Source organism: Pseudomonas sp. DY-1 (assembly GCF_003626975.1).
Taxonomy (GTDB): domain Bacteria; phylum Pseudomonadota; class Gammaproteobacteria; order Pseudomonadales; family Pseudomonadaceae; genus Metapseudomonas.
The window spans coordinates 4,646,894-4,661,545 of record NZ_CP032616.1 but is presented as its reverse complement, the minus strand read 5'-3'; the positions used below and the strand labels follow the sequence as shown (position 1 = coordinate 4,661,545).

Annotated in this window: 21 protein-coding genes; 13 read left to right on the top strand and 8 right to left on the bottom strand. The window is 63.5% G+C overall.

Annotated elements, in window-relative coordinates; translation table 11 throughout:
* Window positions 1–11 precede the first annotated feature (11 nt).
* A complete protein-coding gene (locus D6Z43_RS21990) occupies window positions 12–626 on the top strand; it encodes a TetR/AcrR family transcriptional regulator (RefSeq protein ID WP_120654153.1) in 615 nt (204 codons plus the stop codon).
* A 48-nt stretch (window positions 627–674) separates the two neighbouring features.
* Here D6Z43_RS21990 and D6Z43_RS21985 read toward each other — a convergent pair whose 3' ends face one another.
* The 3 genes from D6Z43_RS21985 to D6Z43_RS21975 all read right to left on the bottom strand — a co-directional run bounded on the left by D6Z43_RS21985 (window position 675) and on the right by D6Z43_RS21975 (window position 2,485).
* Window positions 675–1,592: a phasin family protein gene (locus D6Z43_RS21985; RefSeq protein WP_120654152.1), complete on the bottom strand. Its 918-nt coding sequence runs from the start codon at window positions 1,590–1,592 to the stop codon at window positions 675–677.
* 10 nt (window positions 1,593–1,602) lie between these two features.
* Window positions 1,603–2,034 carry a phasin family protein gene (locus tag D6Z43_RS21980; RefSeq protein ID WP_120654151.1) on the bottom strand — a complete coding sequence of 144 codons (432 nt, stop codon included), beginning with the start codon at window positions 2,032–2,034 and terminating at the stop codon, window positions 1,603–1,605.
* Window positions 2,035–2,209: 175 nt separating this feature from the next.
* The gene (locus tag D6Z43_RS21975) at window positions 2,210–2,485 is read right to left on the bottom strand and encodes a polyhydroxyalkanoic acid system family protein (protein WP_120654150.1); all 276 of its coding nucleotides are present in this window, start codon (window positions 2,483–2,485) and stop codon (window positions 2,210–2,212) included.
* A 142-nt stretch (window positions 2,486–2,627) separates the two neighbouring features.
* On the opposite strand from D6Z43_RS21975, the gene ubiE reads away from it, so the two are divergent.
* The 10 genes from ubiE to D6Z43_RS21925 all read left to right on the top strand — a co-directional run bounded on the left by ubiE (window position 2,628) and on the right by D6Z43_RS21925 (window position 9,179).
* Window positions 2,628–3,398 carry a bifunctional demethylmenaquinone methyltransferase/2-methoxy-6-polyprenyl-1,4-benzoquinol methylase UbiE gene (ubiE, locus tag D6Z43_RS21970; RefSeq protein ID WP_120654149.1) on the top strand — a complete coding sequence of 257 codons (771 nt, stop codon included), beginning with the start codon at window positions 2,628–2,630 and terminating at the stop codon, window positions 3,396–3,398.
* Window positions 3,398–4,015: an SCP2 domain-containing protein gene (locus D6Z43_RS21965; RefSeq protein ID WP_120654148.1), complete on the top strand. Its 618-nt coding sequence runs from the start codon at window positions 3,398–3,400 to the stop codon at window positions 4,013–4,015. The genes ubiE and D6Z43_RS21965 overlap by 1 nt, the downstream gene beginning before the upstream one ends.
* The gene (gene ubiB, locus D6Z43_RS21960) at window positions 4,012–5,604 is read left to right on the top strand and encodes a ubiquinone biosynthesis regulatory protein kinase UbiB (RefSeq protein ID WP_120654147.1); all 1,593 of its coding nucleotides are present in this window, start codon (window positions 4,012–4,014) and stop codon (window positions 5,602–5,604) included. The genes D6Z43_RS21965 and ubiB overlap by 4 nt, the downstream gene beginning before the upstream one ends.
* Before the next feature lie 78 nt (window positions 5,605–5,682).
* Window positions 5,683–6,084, top strand: coding sequence for a phosphoribosyl-AMP cyclohydrolase (gene hisI / locus D6Z43_RS21955; protein ID WP_120654146.1), 402 nt, complete (start codon window positions 5,683–5,685; stop codon window positions 6,082–6,084).
* Entirely contained in the window at window positions 6,077–6,412 is a 336-nt protein-coding gene (locus D6Z43_RS21950) for a phosphoribosyl-ATP diphosphatase (protein ID WP_120654145.1), read from the top strand. The genes hisI and D6Z43_RS21950 overlap by 8 nt, the downstream gene beginning before the upstream one ends.
* 25 nt (window positions 6,413–6,437) lie before the next feature.
* Entirely contained in the window at window positions 6,438–6,698 is a 261-nt protein-coding gene (locus D6Z43_RS21945) for a twin-arginine translocase TatA/TatE family subunit (RefSeq protein WP_120654144.1), read from the top strand.
* A 6-nt stretch (window positions 6,699–6,704) separates the two neighbouring features.
* Window positions 6,705–7,208 (top strand): Sec-independent protein translocase protein TatB, encoded by a 504-nt coding sequence (tatB, locus tag D6Z43_RS21940; protein WP_120654143.1) that lies wholly within the window; start codon window positions 6,705–6,707, stop codon window positions 7,206–7,208.
* Window positions 7,205–7,999: a twin-arginine translocase subunit TatC gene (tatC, locus tag D6Z43_RS21935; protein WP_077524723.1), complete on the top strand. Its 795-nt coding sequence runs from the start codon at window positions 7,205–7,207 to the stop codon at window positions 7,997–7,999. The genes tatB and tatC overlap by 4 nt, the downstream gene beginning before the upstream one ends.
* Complete coding sequence (locus tag D6Z43_RS21930; protein WP_120654142.1) at window positions 7,996–8,703, top strand: 16S rRNA (uracil(1498)-N(3))-methyltransferase; 708 nt, start codon at window positions 7,996–7,998, stop codon at window positions 8,701–8,703. Before tatC ends, D6Z43_RS21930 begins: the two co-directional genes overlap by 4 nt.
* Before the next feature lie 53 nt (window positions 8,704–8,756).
* A complete protein-coding gene (locus D6Z43_RS21925; protein WP_120654141.1) occupies window positions 8,757–9,179 on the top strand; it encodes a UPF0158 family protein in 423 nt (140 codons plus the stop codon).
* A gap of 123 nt (window positions 9,180–9,302) precedes the next feature.
* Here D6Z43_RS21925 and D6Z43_RS21920 read toward each other — a convergent pair whose 3' ends face one another.
* The 5 genes from D6Z43_RS21920 to pip form a co-directional block, all read right to left on the bottom strand.
* A complete protein-coding gene (locus D6Z43_RS21920; RefSeq protein ID WP_028629825.1) occupies window positions 9,303–10,037 on the bottom strand; it encodes an amino acid ABC transporter ATP-binding protein in 735 nt (244 codons plus the stop codon).
* Window positions 10,030–10,992, bottom strand: a complete 963-nt coding sequence (locus D6Z43_RS21915; RefSeq protein WP_120654140.1) for an amino acid ABC transporter permease — start codon at window positions 10,990–10,992, stop codon at window positions 10,030–10,032. Before D6Z43_RS21915 ends, D6Z43_RS21920 begins: the two co-directional genes overlap by 8 nt.
* A gap of 92 nt (window positions 10,993–11,084) precedes the next feature.
* Window positions 11,085–11,876 (bottom strand): transporter substrate-binding domain-containing protein, encoded by a 792-nt coding sequence (locus D6Z43_RS21910; protein ID WP_120654139.1) that lies wholly within the window; start codon window positions 11,874–11,876, stop codon window positions 11,085–11,087.
* A 264-nt stretch (window positions 11,877–12,140) separates the two neighbouring features.
* The gene (gene dtd / locus D6Z43_RS21905) at window positions 12,141–12,578 is read right to left on the bottom strand and encodes a D-aminoacyl-tRNA deacylase (RefSeq protein ID WP_120654138.1); all 438 of its coding nucleotides are present in this window, start codon (window positions 12,576–12,578) and stop codon (window positions 12,141–12,143) included.
* A complete protein-coding gene (gene pip, locus D6Z43_RS21900; RefSeq protein ID WP_120654137.1) occupies window positions 12,578–13,552 on the bottom strand; it encodes a prolyl aminopeptidase in 975 nt (324 codons plus the stop codon). Before pip ends, dtd begins: the two co-directional genes overlap by 1 nt.
* 93 nt (window positions 13,553–13,645) lie before the next feature.
* On the opposite strand from pip, the gene D6Z43_RS21895 reads away from it, so the two are divergent.
* Both D6Z43_RS21895 and D6Z43_RS21890 read left to right on the top strand, forming a co-directional pair.
* Entirely contained in the window at window positions 13,646–14,077 is a 432-nt protein-coding gene (locus D6Z43_RS21895) for a hypothetical protein (protein WP_120654136.1), read from the top strand.
* Window positions 14,074–14,547, top strand: coding sequence for an NUDIX hydrolase (locus D6Z43_RS21890; protein WP_120654135.1), 474 nt, complete (start codon window positions 14,074–14,076; stop codon window positions 14,545–14,547). Before D6Z43_RS21895 ends, D6Z43_RS21890 begins: the two co-directional genes overlap by 4 nt.
* Window positions 14,548–14,652 lie beyond the last annotated feature (105 nt).

Genomic DNA, 14,652 nt, shown 5'->3' with positions numbered 1-14,652 from the left:
AAGAAACCTGGATGAAGACCCGCGACCGCATCCTCGAATGCGCCCTCGAGCTGTTCAACCTCAACGGCGAACCCAACGTCACCACCCTGGAAATAGCCACCGAACTGGGCATCAGCCCCGGCAATCTCTACTACCACTTCCATGGTAAGGAACCGCTGGTGATGGCGCTGTTCGAGCGCTTCCAGGAAGAGCTGGCACCGCTGCTTGACCCGCCAGCCGACGCGCAACTCGACGCCGAGGATTACTGGCTGTTCCTGCATCTGATCGTGGAGCGCCTGTCCCAGTACCGTTTCCTGTTCCAGGACTTGTCCAACCTGGCCGGCCGCCTTCCCAAGCTGGCCCGCGGCATGCGCAACTGGCTGAACCACCTCAAGCGTACCCTGGCTGCCCTGCTGGCACGTTTGAAGTCCGAGGACCAGTTGGTGAGCGATACCGAGGCCCTTGGCCAACTGGTGGAGCAGATCACCCTGACCCTGTTGTTCTCCCTCGACTACCAGCGCGTGCTGGGCAGCGGCGGCGAGATACGTCTGGTGGTCTATCAGGTGATGATGCTGGTCGCCCCGCATTTGCGCCCAGGCTCCCGGCACGCTGCCGAAAACCTCGCCCGGCGCTACCGGGAAACCTGAAACGAAAACGCCCGGCAAAGCCGGGCGTTTTCGTCATACCGATAAAGCTCAGGACTGGCTGGCCGGCGGAGTTGCCGGTGCTGCCGGAGCCGGTGCTGCTGCCGGTGCCGCGCTGGGCGCCGGGGTAGCGGCTGCAACCGGTGCCGCGGGAGCAGCTGCCGGAGCGGCAGGCTTGGCGGCCGCCTTGGGCGCAGCGGGCTTCTTCACTGCCGGTTTTTTCGCGGCGGCGGGTTTGGCCACTGCCGGTTTTGCAGCTGCCGGCTTGGCAGCAGGTTTCGCTGCGGCGGGCTTCGAGGCAGCAGGCTTCGCCGCTGGTTTGGCAGCGGGCTTGGCCGCAGCCGCCGGCTTCGCAGCAGCCTTTGCAGCTGGCTTGGCGGCCGGTTTTGCAGCAGCATGTTTGGCAGCCGCAGCCTTGGGTGCCGGCTTGGCAGCGGCAACCTTGGCAGCAGGTTTCGCAGCAGGCTTGGCGGCGGGTTTCGCAGCAGCTTTGGCAGCCGGTTTGGCGGCAGTCTTTGCAGCAGCGGGCTTGACCGATTTCGCCGACACGCCGGTGAGCTTCTCGAGCTGCTTGGTCAGGGAATCCACCTTGCCTTGCAGGTCCTTGACTTCACTGCGGCTGGGCACGCCGAGACGGGAAATGGCGCTATTCAGACGCTTGTCGAAAGCCTCCTCCAGCTCACCCCATTTGCCGATCGCCTTGCCCTTGACCTCTTCAACCTTGGACTTGGCCGTGCCCACGCGGGCGCCGACCTTCGACTTGACCGCGTCTACCTGCTTGTCCACTTCGGTCTTGGCCTGCTTTTCAGCCTTCTCACCATCCTTGACCAGCGTATCGAACAGCTTGGAGCCGTCGTTACTGACCTTCGAGTAGGCCCCCAAGCCAGCCAGCCAGATCTGGCGCGAGTATTTCTCGATCTCGCCGATCCAGGAGTTGGTGTCTTTATCGGTTTTCTTCTTGCCAGCCATCCTGCTCTCCTTATTTGGTTCGCGCGACGTGCTCGAGCAACGCGCTCAGCTCATCAAGCTTAGCAGAGAGTGCCTCAACGTCCTGCCGGGAGGGAATACCAATGCGATTGAGAGCACTGGCCACACGGTTGTCGAACGCCTTCTCGATCTTGTCGAGTTGAACTTCGACCTTTTCCTTCACGCCGGTGACACTGCTCTTCACGCTGTCGAACTGGCTGTTGGCCGCCTCGACCTGCTCGTCGACGAGCTTCTTGCCCTGCTTCTCGACGCCTTCGCCGGCCTTGACCAGCTCCTTGAAGTAATCGACGCCTTCGGCGCCGGCCTTGGCATAGGCACCCAGGCCAGCCAGCCAGATCTTGCGGGCGTAGAGCTTCACGTCGCCAATGACGGTGGACTTGCTTTCGGCTTTCTCGAGTTTCTTCTTGACGGCTACTTTGGCCATGGTGCACCTCACGCGGAATGGTAGATGACTCGTCCTTTTTCAGGACTTGAGCGCAAGGTAGCGAGGAAAATTAGAAACCGCATACTAGCCGCGAGATTGGCTGCTTCAGGTGAGTTGCCAGTGGAAGCGATTGCATTCGCGAAGGGCCGCAAGGCGGCCCCGGAGAGGTTCTGATTCAGGCCAGGTATTCGTCCAGCGCTTTTTCGATCTCGCGCTTGATACTGCCGCTCATGGCCGACAGCAGCAGGCCCAGCTTGACCTCCACGCGCACCTTCGAAGCGCTCACTTCGATCTGCCCATCGGCGCCGCTGCGCTTGAATTCCAGGGTGTCTCCGCGCCATTGGTAGCGCACGTCGTACTCGCGCGCCAGGCGCTCGGCCAGCTTCTCGGCTTTATCACGGACGGCCTCGCGACCGAGGGCATGGGAACGTTCGACTTGGATGCGGGACATGTGGGGTTCCTGAACTGCGACCTTTGGTCGCGTGAATATACCAGCGCCCACGGTCCCTGACCGCGTCCCCCGCCGTCGGGCGTCAAGACAAAGCCGGACGCGGGCATTAGAATGGCCGCCATTCAATTCCGGTGGCAGCGACATGAACGATCAGCGCAAAGGCAACGACGCCGAACCCACGACCCACTTCGGTTATCAGCAGGTTCCCGAAAGCCAGAAGGCCGACAAGGTCGCCGAGGTATTCCACTCGGTAGCGGCCAAGTACGACCTGATGAACGACCTGATGTCCGGGGGCGTCCACCGCCTGTGGAAGCGCTTCACCATCGAGCTTTCCGGCGTACGCCCGGGCAACCGCGTGCTGGACATTGCCGGTGGTACCGGCGACCTCACCCGCCAGTTCTCCCGCCTGGTCGGCATGACCGGCGAAGTGGTGCTGGCCGACATCAACGCCTCCATGCTCAAGGTAGGCCGCGACAAGCTGCTGGACAGCGGCGTGGCCGGCAACGTCAGCTTCGTCCAGGCCGACGCCGAGAAGCTGCCTTTCCCCGATAACCACTTCGACGTGGTCACCATCGCCTTCGGCCTGCGCAACGTCACTCACAAGGACGAAGCCATTCGTTCGATGCTGCGCGTGCTGAAGCCGGGTGGCCGCCTTCTGGTGCTGGAATTCTCCAAGCCCACCAGCGGCCTGCTGTCCAAGGCCTACGACGCCTACTCCTTCAGCCTGCTGCCGCTGATGGGCAAGCTGATTACCAATGACGCTGAAAGCTACCGTTATCTGGCCGAGTCGATCCGCATGCACCCGGACCAGGAAACGTTGAAGGCGATGATGGTCGAGGCGGGCTTCGAACGCGTCACCTACCACAACATGACCGGCGGCATCGTCGCCCTGCACCGCGGCATCAAGCCCTGATGCTGACCCAGGCGCTGCTGGCCGGTATCGAGCTCGGCCTGAACCGGGTGCTGACGCTGGACAGCACGGCGCTGCCGCGCATGACAGCCCTTGAGGGCAGTGTCATCGAAGTCGACTGCCAGAGTCCGGCACTGACGCTTTTCCTGCTGCCTGGTGGCGACGGCCTGAAGCTTTCCGCCCACTGGTCCGCTCCCGCCGATTGCCGTCTGCGTGCTCCGGCCAGCAGCCTCCTGAAGCTGGCCACAGCGCGGGAAAAGACCGCCGTCCTGCACAGCCCGGAAGTCACCCTTGAAGGCGACAGCGCCGTGTTGCTGGAGCTGGCCGCCATTCTCCAGGACCTCGAACTGGATTGGGAATACGAGCTGTCGCGCTGGCTCGGGCCAGTCGGCACCCAGTTGCTCGCAGGCCATCTGAAGCTCCGCGCCAATTGGGCGGGACAGGGCCTGGAAAGCCTGCGCCAGAATCTCGCCGACTACCTAGCCGAAGAGTCGCGCACCCTGGTGGGCCGCCGCGAAGCCGACGCACGCTTCGCTGAACTGGACCGCCTCAAGCTCGCCCTCGATCGCCTCGACGCTCGCGTCGAGCGTCTGAACCAGAGAATCAAACCCAACGCATGAAGCTGCTCGCCGCCCGCCGCCTGTTGCGCATCCAGCAGGTCGTCATCCGCTACCGCCTCGATGACCTGCTGCTCGAACTGCCGCTGCCCTGGTGGCTGCGCACGCTGAGCCACGTCCTGCCCTGGCGCTGGTTGCCGCGCAAGGAACTCAGCCTGTCCCGCGGCGAGCGCCTGCGCCTGGCCCTGGAAGACCTCGGCCCGATCTTCATCAAGTTCGGCCAGTTGCTCTCGACTCGCCGCGACCTGATGCCACCGGATATCGCCGACGAGTTGGCACGCTTGCAGGACCAGGTACCGCCATTCGCCCCGGCGAAAGCCGTCGCGCGCATCGAAGAGCAATTGGGCGCCAAGGTCAGCGAAGTGTTCGCCCGGTTCGACGTCGAGCCACTGGCCTCGGCGTCGGTGGCCCAGGTCCATGCTGCGCAACTGAAAAGCGGCGAAGAAGTGGTGGTGAAGGTGATCCGCCCCAACCTGCGGCCGATCATTCGCCAGGACCTCGCCTGGCTGTTCATCCTCGCCCGGCTCGCCGAGCGCGTATCCGCCGATGCCCGCCGTCTGCGCCCGGTGGAGGTGGTGGACGACTACGAGAAGACCATCTACGACGAGCTCGATCTGCTCCGAGAGGCAGCCAACGCCAGCCAGCTGCGACGCAACTTCGATGGCTCGCCGCTGCTCTACGTGCCCCAGGTCTACTGGGACTGGTGCCGCCCCAAGGTGCTGGTGATGGAGCGCATCTACGGCATTCCGGTAACGGACCTCGCTACCCTCGCCGACCAACGCACCGATATGAAATTGCTGGCCGAACGCGGCGTGGAAATCTTCTTCACCCAGGTATTCCGCGACAGTTTCTTCCACGCTGATATGCACCCCGGCAACATTTTCGTCGCCACCCGCCAACCCTGGAACCCGCAGTACATAGCCATCGACTGCGGCATCATCGGCAGCCTCACCCCAGAAGACCAGGACTACCTCGCACGCAACCTGATCGCCTTCTTCAAGCGCGACTACCGCCGCGTAGCCCAGCTCCACATCGACTCGGGCTGGGTGCCGCCGGAAACCAAGGTCAACGATTTCGAAGCGGCTATCCGCACCGTCTGCGAACCCATCTTCGAGAAGCCGCTGAAAGACATCTCCTTCGGCCAGCTGCTGCTGCGCCTGTTCCAGACCGCCCGCCGCTTCAACATGGAAGTCCAGCCGCAACTCGTGCTGCTGCAGAAGACCCTGTTGAACATCGAAGGACTGGGCCGCCAGCTCTACCCGGACCTGGACCTTTGGAACACCGCCCAGCCCTTCCTCGAACGCTGGATGCGCGAACGCATCAGCCCGCTGCAACTGCTGCGCAACCTGCAGCAGCAGGCCGAGCAGGTACCGCACCTGTCGCAGATCGCCCGCGACACCCTGGAGCGCCTGGCGCTGCCCGCCAGCGCACCGCAGAAGGCCGAGAAGCCAGCCAGCGACCAATGGCCAGCGCGCCTGCTGGGCGCCCTGCTGATCGCCGGCGCAGCCACACAGGGCCTGGCCCCCACTGCCGACACCTGGCCGAGCTGGCTTATGCTGGCCGGCGGTCTATATCTGGTGCTGCGCCGATAGCCAGCCCCGAACGGCACTGGCACACTATTTCGAATCCGAGCGCCGGCCCTTGAGGCCGGCCCAGTTGTGGAAGACGCGATGAAAGACTGGCTGGAAGAGATTCACTGGAACGCCGATGGCCTGGTCCCGGCGATCGCCCAGGACTACAAGACGGGCCGCGTGCTGATGATGGCCTGGATGAACCGCGAAGCCCTTACCCTCACCGCCGCCGAAAACCGCGCCATCTACTGGTCACGCTCCCGTGGCAAGTTGTGGCGCAAGGGCGAGGAATCCGGTCATGTGCAGCGTCTCCACGAATTGCGCCTGGATTGCGACGCCGACGTCGTCATCCTGATGGTCGAACAGCTGGGCGGGATCGCCTGCCATACTGGTCGCGAAAGCTGCTTCTACCGTGTCTTCGAGGATGGTGGCTGGAAGACCGTTGACCCCGTACTCAAGGATCCGCATGCCATCTATGCCGCAGGAAACAGCCATGAGTGATACCCTCGCCCGCCTGGCCGAGGTGCTGGAGGAGCGCAAGAACGCCGCTGCCGACAGCTCCTACGTCGCCAGCCTGTACCACAAGGGCCTGAACAAGATCTTGGAAAAGGTCGGTGAAGAAGCGGTGGAAACCATACTCGCCGCCAAGGATGCCGCCGTCAGTGGCGACGCCAGCGACCTGATCTACGAAACCGCCGACCTCTGGTTCCATAGCCTGGTCATGCTCGCCGCCCTCGGCCAGCACCCCCAAGCCGTACTGGATGAACTGGACCGTCGCTTTGGCCTGTCCGGGCACGCCGAAAAGGCCGCCCGCCAGCCCTCCGCCTGACAAAGACAATCAAGAGGAACACACCATGGGCATCTTCGACTGGAAACACTGGCTGGTCATTCTCATCGTCGTCGTGCTGGTCTTCGGCACCAAGCGCCTGAAAAACCTCGGTTCCGACGTCGGCGAAGCCATCAAGGGCTTCCGCAAGGCGATGAACACCGAGGAAGGCGACAAGGCCCCCGAGCAGACCACTGCCGCGCAGCAACCCGGTGCCACGCTGAACCAGCCGCATACCATCGACGGCCAGGCTCAGCAGGTGCAGGACCCGGTGACCCGCAAGGACTGATGACCCATGTTCGGTATCAGCTTCGGTGAACTGCTGCTGATCGGCCTGATCGCACTCCTGGTGCTCGGGCCCGAACGGCTGCCCGGCGCGGCGCGCACGGCCGGTCTCTGGATCGGGCGCCTCAAGCGCAGCTTCAACGCGATCAAGACCGAGGTCGAGCGCGAAATCGGCGCCGACGAGATCCGCCGCCAGCTGCATAACGAACACATCATGGCGCTCGAAAAGCAGATCAAGGAAAGCATCGTGCCTCCCACGGTCGAATCCCTGCTTTCCGAGGCAGAGCCTGAAGGCGACTCCGCACCGGCAAGTCCGGCGCCCGGCGCCCCGGCTGCGCAAACCGTGCAGGCAGCGCCGGCACCGGCAACCGCCAAGGCCCCGGCAACTCCAGGCACGGCAGCCCCCAGCCAGACCGACCCGGCAGCGCCCGTCCAGGCCTCCAACGCCGCGTCGCCGTCTCAGCCATCGCCCCAGGCACCCATTGAACCGCAGCAGCCGTCCCGCATCCCATGAGCGACCAGAAGCCGGAACAAGACCAGGAAATGCCCCTGGTCTCGCACCTCACTGAACTGCGTACGCGCCTCCTGCGCTGCGTGGCGGCGATCTTCCTGATCTTCGCCGGCCTGTTCTACTTCGCCCAGAAGATCTACACCCTGGTATCGGCGCCGCTGCGCCAGTACCTGCCGGAAGGCGCAACCATGATCGCCACCGACGTGGCATCGCCCTTCCTCACGCCCTTCAAGCTGACCATGGTGGTGGCGCTGTTCCTCGCCATGCCGGTAATCCTGCACCAGGTCTGGGGCTTCATCGCGCCCGGCCTGTACAAGCACGAGAAGCGCGTCGCCCTGCCCCTGCTGGTCTCGAGCATCGTGCTGTTCTACGGCGGCATGGCCTTCGCCTACTTCCTGGTGTTCCCGCTGATCTTCCACTTCTTCGCCAGCGTGACGCCCGAAGGCGTGTCAATGATGACCGACATCAGCAGCTATCTCGACTTCGTGATGACGCTGTTCTTCGCCTTCGGCGTGGCCTTCGAGATTCCCGTGGCCGTCATCCTGCTGATCTGGATCGGTGTGGTGGATGTGAGCTACCTCAAGCGCATCCGCCCCTACGTGATCATCGGTTGCTTCGTGGTGGGCATGGTCCTGACCCCGCCGGATATCTTCTCCCAGACCTTGCTGGCCGTGCCCATGTGGCTGCTGTTCGAGGTCGGCGTGTTCTTCGGTGGCCTGATCCGCAAACGTGGCGATCATCCGGAAGACGACGCGGAAGAACCTGGCGACCAGCCGCCCGCCACTCGCCCGTGAACCTGCTTCTTCTCGAAGACGCCGACTTCATCGCGGCGGACCGGGCACGGCTGGAAGGCCGTCGCCTCAAGCACCTGCATGAGGTCCACCGTGCTGAGGCAGGCGACAGCCTGCGGGTGGGCCGCCTCGGCGGCCAGATGGGCCAGGGCCGCCTGCTGAGCCTCGAAGCCAGCTACGCGGAGCTGGAAGTCAGTTTCGACCAGCCGCCGCCAGCCAAGCTTCCCATCACCCTGCTGCTGGCCCTCCCCCGGCCGAAGATGCTCCGCCGTGTACTCCAGACCGTCGCAGCCATGGGCGTTCCGCGCCTGGTCCTGCTGAACAGCTACCGCGTGGAAAAAAGCTTCTGGCAAACGCCCTTCCTGGAACCTGCAGCCATCCGTGAGCAGCTGATCCTGGGCCTTGAACAAGCGAGGGACACCGTGCTGCCCGAGGTGATCATCGAGAAGCGCTTCAAGCCCTTCGTCGAAGACCGCCTGCCGCAACTCGCCGCAGGCACCCTGGGACTGGTGGGCCACCCCGGCGACCACCCGCCCTGCCCCCGCGCGGTAGAGGAACCCATCACCCTTGCCATTGGCCCCGAGGGTGGCTGGATTCCTTACGAGGTCGAGAAACTGCACGAGGCCGGCCTACAACCGGTGCAGCTCGGAGAACGCATCCTGCGTGTGGAGACAGCGGTAACCGCCCTGCTCGCGCGGCTGTTCTGATAAGCGACGCTGGCGTAGGCTGACAACATCCTTTCCGCTATCGAGATTGAGCCATGCGCCCGCTGACCATCGACCTCGACCAACTTGCCTTCGCCCTCAACACCATGGGGCTCGACCACTACCTCGACCTTCTCAGCGGCAAGGTGCTGCTGATCCCTGAAGAAGACGCCGATCCCGAACTGGAAGCCCTGCTGCGCGAGGAGCCCGAGCGTTTTCTGCTGGTGGAACCCCTTGGCCAAGCCGACGAGCTACGGCTGATGCAGGAATTTCTCCACGAAGTGGTCCATCCCCATGCCTATTCCGCCCTGGAACAGGCCCTGGCGAGCCGCAAGCCGGCGCGCACGTTTCGCCACGTGCTGATGGAATACCCAGTGCTGCTGGAGGCCTGGCACCAGTTCGAGGCCGCGCGGCTACGCGAGCTGGCCCAGGACTGGCTGGCGGAGAATGAGCTGCAACCGGCAACGCCGCTGCACTGAGATACCCGGTATCAACGCCCTTCTGGGGGGCGATTTCAATCGCTTGGCAGGTTGGAGGGGGCAGCGTTGCTGCCCTTGGCGAATGAATTCGCCCCCACAAAAAGCCGACACCACTGGGATCGATCAGAGCACCTGGCGCAGGAAGCTCTGCGCGCGCGGGTCCTGCGGCTTCTCGAAGAATTGCGCGGGGGGCGCGTCTTCCAGCAGCTTGCCGTGGTCGAAGAACAGCACCCGGTCTGCCACTTCGCGGGCAAAACCCATCTCGTGGGTCACGCAGACCATGGTCATGCCTTCCTGGGCGAGCTGCTTCATCACGTCCAGCACTTCGCCGACCATTTCCGGATCGAGCGCCGAGGTGGGCTCGTCGAACAGCATCACCTTGGGCTCCATGCACAGGGCGCGGGCAATGGCGACACGCTGCTGCTGACCACCGGACAGGCGCGAGGGGTACTCGTTGGCCTTCTGCCCAATGCCGACCTTGGCCAGCAGCGCTTGGGCCTTGGCCTCGCGCTCGGCCTTGCCGCGCTTGCGCACGACCTTCTGGGCCAGGCAGAGGTTCTCCAGTACGGTCATGTGCGGGAACAGGTTGAAGTGCTGGAACACCATGCCCACTTCGCGGCGGTAGGCGTTCACGTCGGTTTTCGGGTTGGCGAGATCGACACCGTCGATGCTCACCGAACCGGAATCCAGCTCTTCCAAACCGTTCAGGCAGCGCAGGAAGGTGGACTTGCCGGAGCCCGAGGGACCGATCACAACCACCACTTCGCCACGCTTCACCTGCGTGGTGACGTTATCCACAGCCCGCACTTCATGGCCACGGGCATCGAAGACTTTCACCAAATTTCTGACTTCAATCACTTTTCCCGAGCCTCCGCTCCAGACGGCTGGCGATTTGCGACAGCGGCAGGTTGATGACGAGGTAGAGCGCGGCAACGCAGAACCAGATCTCGAAAGTTGAGAAGGAGGTCGTGATCGCCTCGCGGCCGCTCTTGGTCAGTTCAGTGATGGCGATTACCGACACCAGCGAGGTGTCCTTGACTAGGCTGATGAACTGGCCAGCCAGGGGCGGCAGCACGCGCTTGAACGCTTGCGGCAGGATCACGTGACGCATCGACTGGCCGGCGGTCAGGCCCAGGGAGCGCGCTGCCTCGTTCTGGCCACGGGCGATGGACTGCACGCCAGCGCGGACGATCTCGCCCACGTAGGCACCGGTGAACAGGGCTAGCGCCGCCACTCCGGCGAATTCGCGGGAGAGGTTCAGCACGGTGCCGATGAAGAAGTAGAAGATGAATATCTGCACCAGCAGCGGCGTACCACGTACCAGTTCGACGTACACGGTTGAAAGGTCGCGCAGAGTGGGATTGCCGGACAGGCGGCAAAGGCCGGTGAACAGGCCGAGCACCAGGCCGAAGGCGCCGGACACGACAGATATCCACAGGGTGGTCCAGAGGCCCCAGAGCAGTGGGCCAGCAGCCCAGTGGCGGGTAACACCAATCTGGTCGCCCTCGGAAACATCGTCGCCCTGGCTCACCTGCAGACTGTCGCGAGCCACTTCCAGCACCTGCTCCTCGCCGCCCTCGGCGGTCAGGGTCACGCGGGCGTTGTCGCCGGCGTCGGCAATGGCACTGACGGTGCTGTAATCGGCAGCGCGATGGCTTTCCTCCGCCTGGTAGGCGAAGTACTGGGGCACACGATTCCAGCGCCATTCGTAGGAAATCAGGGAAGTGGAGTACCAGAGGCCCCATCCGATCACGACCAGGATCAGTCCGGTCAGGATGTGCCAAGGCCAGTTGCGGCGATGTTTTCTAGTCAAGGGTAATCTCGCTCATGGCGGGGGAACAAAAGGCAGGCCCGGCCTTGTGGGCCGGGCCTGTCGAGCCAGCGCGGGCAGTGCCGTCGCAGGGCTTATTCCATCTCTTTCAGCCAATCGGTCTTCTTGAACCACTTGGCATGGATGCGCTCGTAGGTACCGTCGTTGCGGATCTGGTGCATCCAGTTATTGATCCAGTTCAGGCTGTCGTAGTCGCCCTTCTTCAGGCCGAAGGCCAGGGGTTCGAAGGTGAAGGGCTCTTCCAGGAACACCAGCTTGCCGGCGCCGGCCTTGTTCACCGCAACGACGTTGTACGGGGCGTCGTAGATGAAGGCGTCGGCCTTGCCGTTGACCACGTCCATCACCGCTTCCTGCTCGTTGTCGAAGCCGTGGTACTGGGCCTTGGAGATCAGCTTCTTGGCGACCATCTCGCCGGTGGTGCCGATCTTGGAGGTGATGCGGTACTTGGCATCGTTCAGGTCCTTGTAGGACTTGATGTCACCTTGCAGTTCCTTGCGGATCAGCAGGGTCTGGCCAACCACGATGAAGGGCTCGGAGAAGTTGATGCGCAGGTTGCGCTCCTGGGTCAGGGTCATGCCGGAACCGATCATGTCGAACTTGTCGGTCAGCAGGGCCGGGATGATGCCGTCGTAGCTGGTGGACACCAGTTCCAGCTTCACGCCCATGGCCTTGGACATGGCTTTGAGCAGGTCGACTTCGAAGCCGATGATTTCACCGCGCTTGTTGGTCATTTCGAAGGGCATGTAGGTCGGGTCCATGCCGACACGCAGGGTGCCGCGCTTGACTGCATCATCGACCATGCCAGCGTGGGCCAGGCCAGTCAGCGCGCTGGCGGCGAACAGCAGTGACGCGAGAAACTTTTTCATTCTTTCTCCTAACGGCTTGTTGAAAAACGTTAACGAGGCAGTCGAGGCTAGGCAAAAACAGACGAAAAAGCGGAATTTACGTGCTGTAAATGAGCATTTTGAGTTTGTCTTTAACGACGCATCGGCAACGCAGGTAGTTTTTCAGCAGCCTGCTAATGGGGCAGCTCGTTGTTGTTGTCCAGCCCGCGAACGACGGGGCATGGCGCGCATGCTAAACCGCATCTTCGTGGATGGCGAGTCGCAGGAAGCAGATATCGGGCCAGCTCAGCTTTCGAGCAGGAAAGTGACCGGCCCGTCGTTGACCAGATGCACCTGCATGTTGGCGCCGAAGCGGCCAGTGGCGACCTGTGGATGCTTGAGGCGAGCCTGGTGCACCAGGTAGTCGAACAGCTCTTCGCCGCGCGCTGGCGACGCGGCGGTGGAAAAGCTGGGACGCAGGCCGCTCTTCGTATCGGCAGCCAGGGTGAACTGGGAAACCAGTAGCAGGCCGCCGCCGACCGCCCCGAGGGACAGGTTCATCTTGCCCTCGGCATCGGCGAATACGCGGTAGTTGACCAGCTTGTGCAGTAGTTTGTCGGCGCTGGTCTCGGTGTCCTGCGGCTCAACGCCGACCAGCACCAGCAGGCCCTGGTCGATGGCCCCGACTACCTCCCCTTCAACTTCGACGCGGGCGGCACTGACCCGTTGCAGCAGTGCCTTCATCAGGCGTCTTCCTCGGGCGGCAGTTCCAGCAGGCGGCGCGCCATCTGGTTGGCAGCGCGCACCAGGGCATCGGTGATGCCAGCCTCGGACGCGGCGTGGCCGGCGTCGCGGACGATCTGCAACTCACTGTTGGGCCAGGCTTTGTGCAGCGCCCAGGCGTTGTCCAGGGGGCAGATGACGTCATAGCGGCCGTGCACGATCACGCCCGGCAAATGCGCGATACGCGGCATGTCGCGAAGCAGCTGGTTGGGTTCGAGGAAGGCGTTGTTGACGAAGTAGTGGCATTCGATGCGGGCGATGGACAGGGCACGCATCGGCTCGCTGAAGCGCTCCACCACCGGCGCGCTGGGGCGCAGGGTCGCGGTGCGGCCCTCCCAGGTGGACCAGGCCTTGGCGGCGTGCATCTGGGCGATCTGGTCGGGACCGGTCAGGCGCTTGTAGAACGCCTGCATCAGGTCACCGTGTTCCTCGGCCGGAATCGGCGCCAGGTAATCCTCCCAGTAGTCCGGGAACATCCGGCTGCAGCCTTCCTGGTAGAACCAGTGGAAGTCCTGCGGACGGCACAGGAAGATGCCGCGCAGGATCAGCCCGAGCACGCGCTCCGGATGCGCCTGGGCGTACGCCAGGGACAGGGTGGAACCCCAGGAGCCGCCGAACAGTACCCACTTGTCGATCCCGAGGTGCTGGCGAATGCGCTCGAGGTCCGCGACCAGGTCCCAGGTGGTGTTCGATTCCAGGGTCGCGTGCGGCGTCGAACGGCCACAACCGCGCTGGTCGAAGGTGACGATGCGGTACAGGTTCGGGTCGAAGAAGCGTCTGCTCAAGGCATCGCAGCCGGCTCCTGGGCCACCGTGGATGAACACCACCGGCAGGCCTTCCGGCGTGCCACTCTCGTCCACGTAGAGTACGTGCGGTGCATCCACCGCCAGCTCATGCCGGGCGTAGGGTTTTATCTCCGGATACAAAGTCTGCATTCTGGGCTCCCGAATCTGTGCGAAAGGTCGACTCCTGGGCGAGTCCGGCCTTCTAATCTGCCGGGCATCATAACGAGGAAAAAGGAGTTCAGCATGTTACTCAGGAAGTTCGCTCTGCCGATGCTATACGTTCTGGCAATCCTAGCCGGTTGTGGCCGGAACGACCCGGCAGCGGAGCTGGATGCGGCAGTGCAACGGCTGCAGGAGAACCTCGAAGCGAAAAAAACCACCGCGGTGCTGGAGCAGTTGCACCCGCAGTTCATTGCCCAGCAACAGAACGACCGGGACTGGGCCAGGCGCACCATGACCCTGCTTTTCATGCGCCACAAGAACGTCAGCGTTCTCGCCCTCAGCAAGGCGAACAGCCTTGACCCGACCTACCGCGAGAAAGGCTATACGGACGCCCAGGTGGCCCTCACCGGCGCCGAGGGGCTTATCCCCGACAGCGCACGCCATTACGCGGTGAAGCTGGAATGGTGGCTGGACGACGGTGAATGGAAGCTCGCCCGGCTGGACTGGCAATGAGCGCGCCACTCACCCATCGCATCCGCGCTGCCGGCCTGCTGGTGCACGAGGGCCGCATCCTGCTGGTCAAGCACGTGGTGGGGGACGATACCTACTGGATTCCACCTGGCGGCGGCTTCGAATCGGTCAGCGACGAATCCACCCGCGACACGGTGCGCCGTGAGTTCAGGGAAGAAACCGGTCTAGACGTGAACGTCGGCCCACTGGTCTACGTCCGCGAGTTCGCCGAGCCGGCCATGGGGCGTTTCCACATGGAACTGTTCTACCGGATCGATGCCTGGCGCGGCGAACTCAGCCTGGCCAACCTGAATGGCCTGGGTGGCGACGAGTTCGAGATTCGCGAAGTGGGCTGGATCAGTCGCGAAGAGCTGACCACCCTGCCCTTCTATCCGGCGGAGTTACTGGACGATGTCTGGGAGCGGGTGGCGAACGAGGACGTGGTGATCCGCCATCTTGGCCTGCAACGCTGAAACCGTGCGACAGCCCTGTGCGGGAGCGTCCGCCAACCGGTCATAGAGTCCTTGGCTATCTCGGCAATCAGCTCTTGTTCTGGAGCCCCAGCCCCGTGGGGCTAG

Excerpts from the sequence above, each read along its gene's own strand:
- tatB (WP_120654143.1), top strand. The coding sequence starts at position 6,705 with ATGTTCGGTATCAGCTTCGGTGAACTGCTGCTGATCGGCCTGATCGCA.
- D6Z43_RS21895 (WP_120654136.1), top strand. The coding sequence starts at position 13,646 with ATGTTACTCAGGAAGTTCGCTCTGCCGATGCTATACGTTCTGGCAATC.
- dtd (WP_120654138.1), bottom strand. The coding sequence starts at position 12,578 with ATGAAGGCACTGCTGCAACGGGTCAGTGCCGCCCGCGTCGAAGTTGAA.
- ubiB (WP_120654147.1), top strand. The coding sequence starts at position 4,012 with ATGAAGCTGCTCGCCGCCCGCCGCCTGTTGCGCATCCAGCAGGTCGTC.
- D6Z43_RS21980 (WP_120654151.1), bottom strand. The coding sequence starts at position 2,034 with ATGGCCAAAGTAGCCGTCAAGAAGAAACTCGAGAAAGCCGAAAGCAAG.
- D6Z43_RS21950 (WP_120654145.1), top strand. The coding sequence starts at position 6,077 with ATGAGTGATACCCTCGCCCGCCTGGCCGAGGTGCTGGAGGAGCGCAAG.
- hisI (WP_120654146.1), top strand. The coding sequence starts at position 5,683 with ATGAAAGACTGGCTGGAAGAGATTCACTGGAACGCCGATGGCCTGGTC.
- D6Z43_RS21975 (WP_120654150.1), bottom strand. The coding sequence starts at position 2,485 with ATGTCCCGCATCCAAGTCGAACGTTCCCATGCCCTCGGTCGCGAGGCC.
- D6Z43_RS21925 (WP_120654141.1), top strand. The coding sequence starts at position 8,757 with ATGCGCCCGCTGACCATCGACCTCGACCAACTTGCCTTCGCCCTCAAC.
- D6Z43_RS21945 (WP_120654144.1), top strand. The coding sequence starts at position 6,438 with ATGGGCATCTTCGACTGGAAACACTGGCTGGTCATTCTCATCGTCGTC.
- D6Z43_RS21985 (WP_120654152.1), bottom strand. The coding sequence starts at position 1,592 with ATGGCTGGCAAGAAGAAAACCGATAAAGACACCAACTCCTGGATCGGC.
- D6Z43_RS21965 (WP_120654148.1), top strand. The coding sequence starts at position 3,398 with ATGCTGACCCAGGCGCTGCTGGCCGGTATCGAGCTCGGCCTGAACCGG.
- D6Z43_RS21910 (WP_120654139.1), bottom strand. The coding sequence starts at position 11,876 with ATGAAAAAGTTTCTCGCGTCACTGCTGTTCGCCGCCAGCGCGCTGACT.
- ubiE (WP_120654149.1), top strand. The coding sequence starts at position 2,628 with ATGAACGATCAGCGCAAAGGCAACGACGCCGAACCCACGACCCACTTC.
- pip (WP_120654137.1), bottom strand. The coding sequence starts at position 13,552 with ATGCAGACTTTGTATCCGGAGATAAAACCCTACGCCCGGCATGAGCTG.
- D6Z43_RS21890 (WP_120654135.1), top strand. The coding sequence starts at position 14,074 with ATGAGCGCGCCACTCACCCATCGCATCCGCGCTGCCGGCCTGCTGGTG.
- tatC (WP_077524723.1), top strand. The coding sequence starts at position 7,205 with ATGAGCGACCAGAAGCCGGAACAAGACCAGGAAATGCCCCTGGTCTCG.
- D6Z43_RS21990 (WP_120654153.1), top strand. The coding sequence starts at position 12 with ATGAAGACCCGCGACCGCATCCTCGAATGCGCCCTCGAGCTGTTCAAC.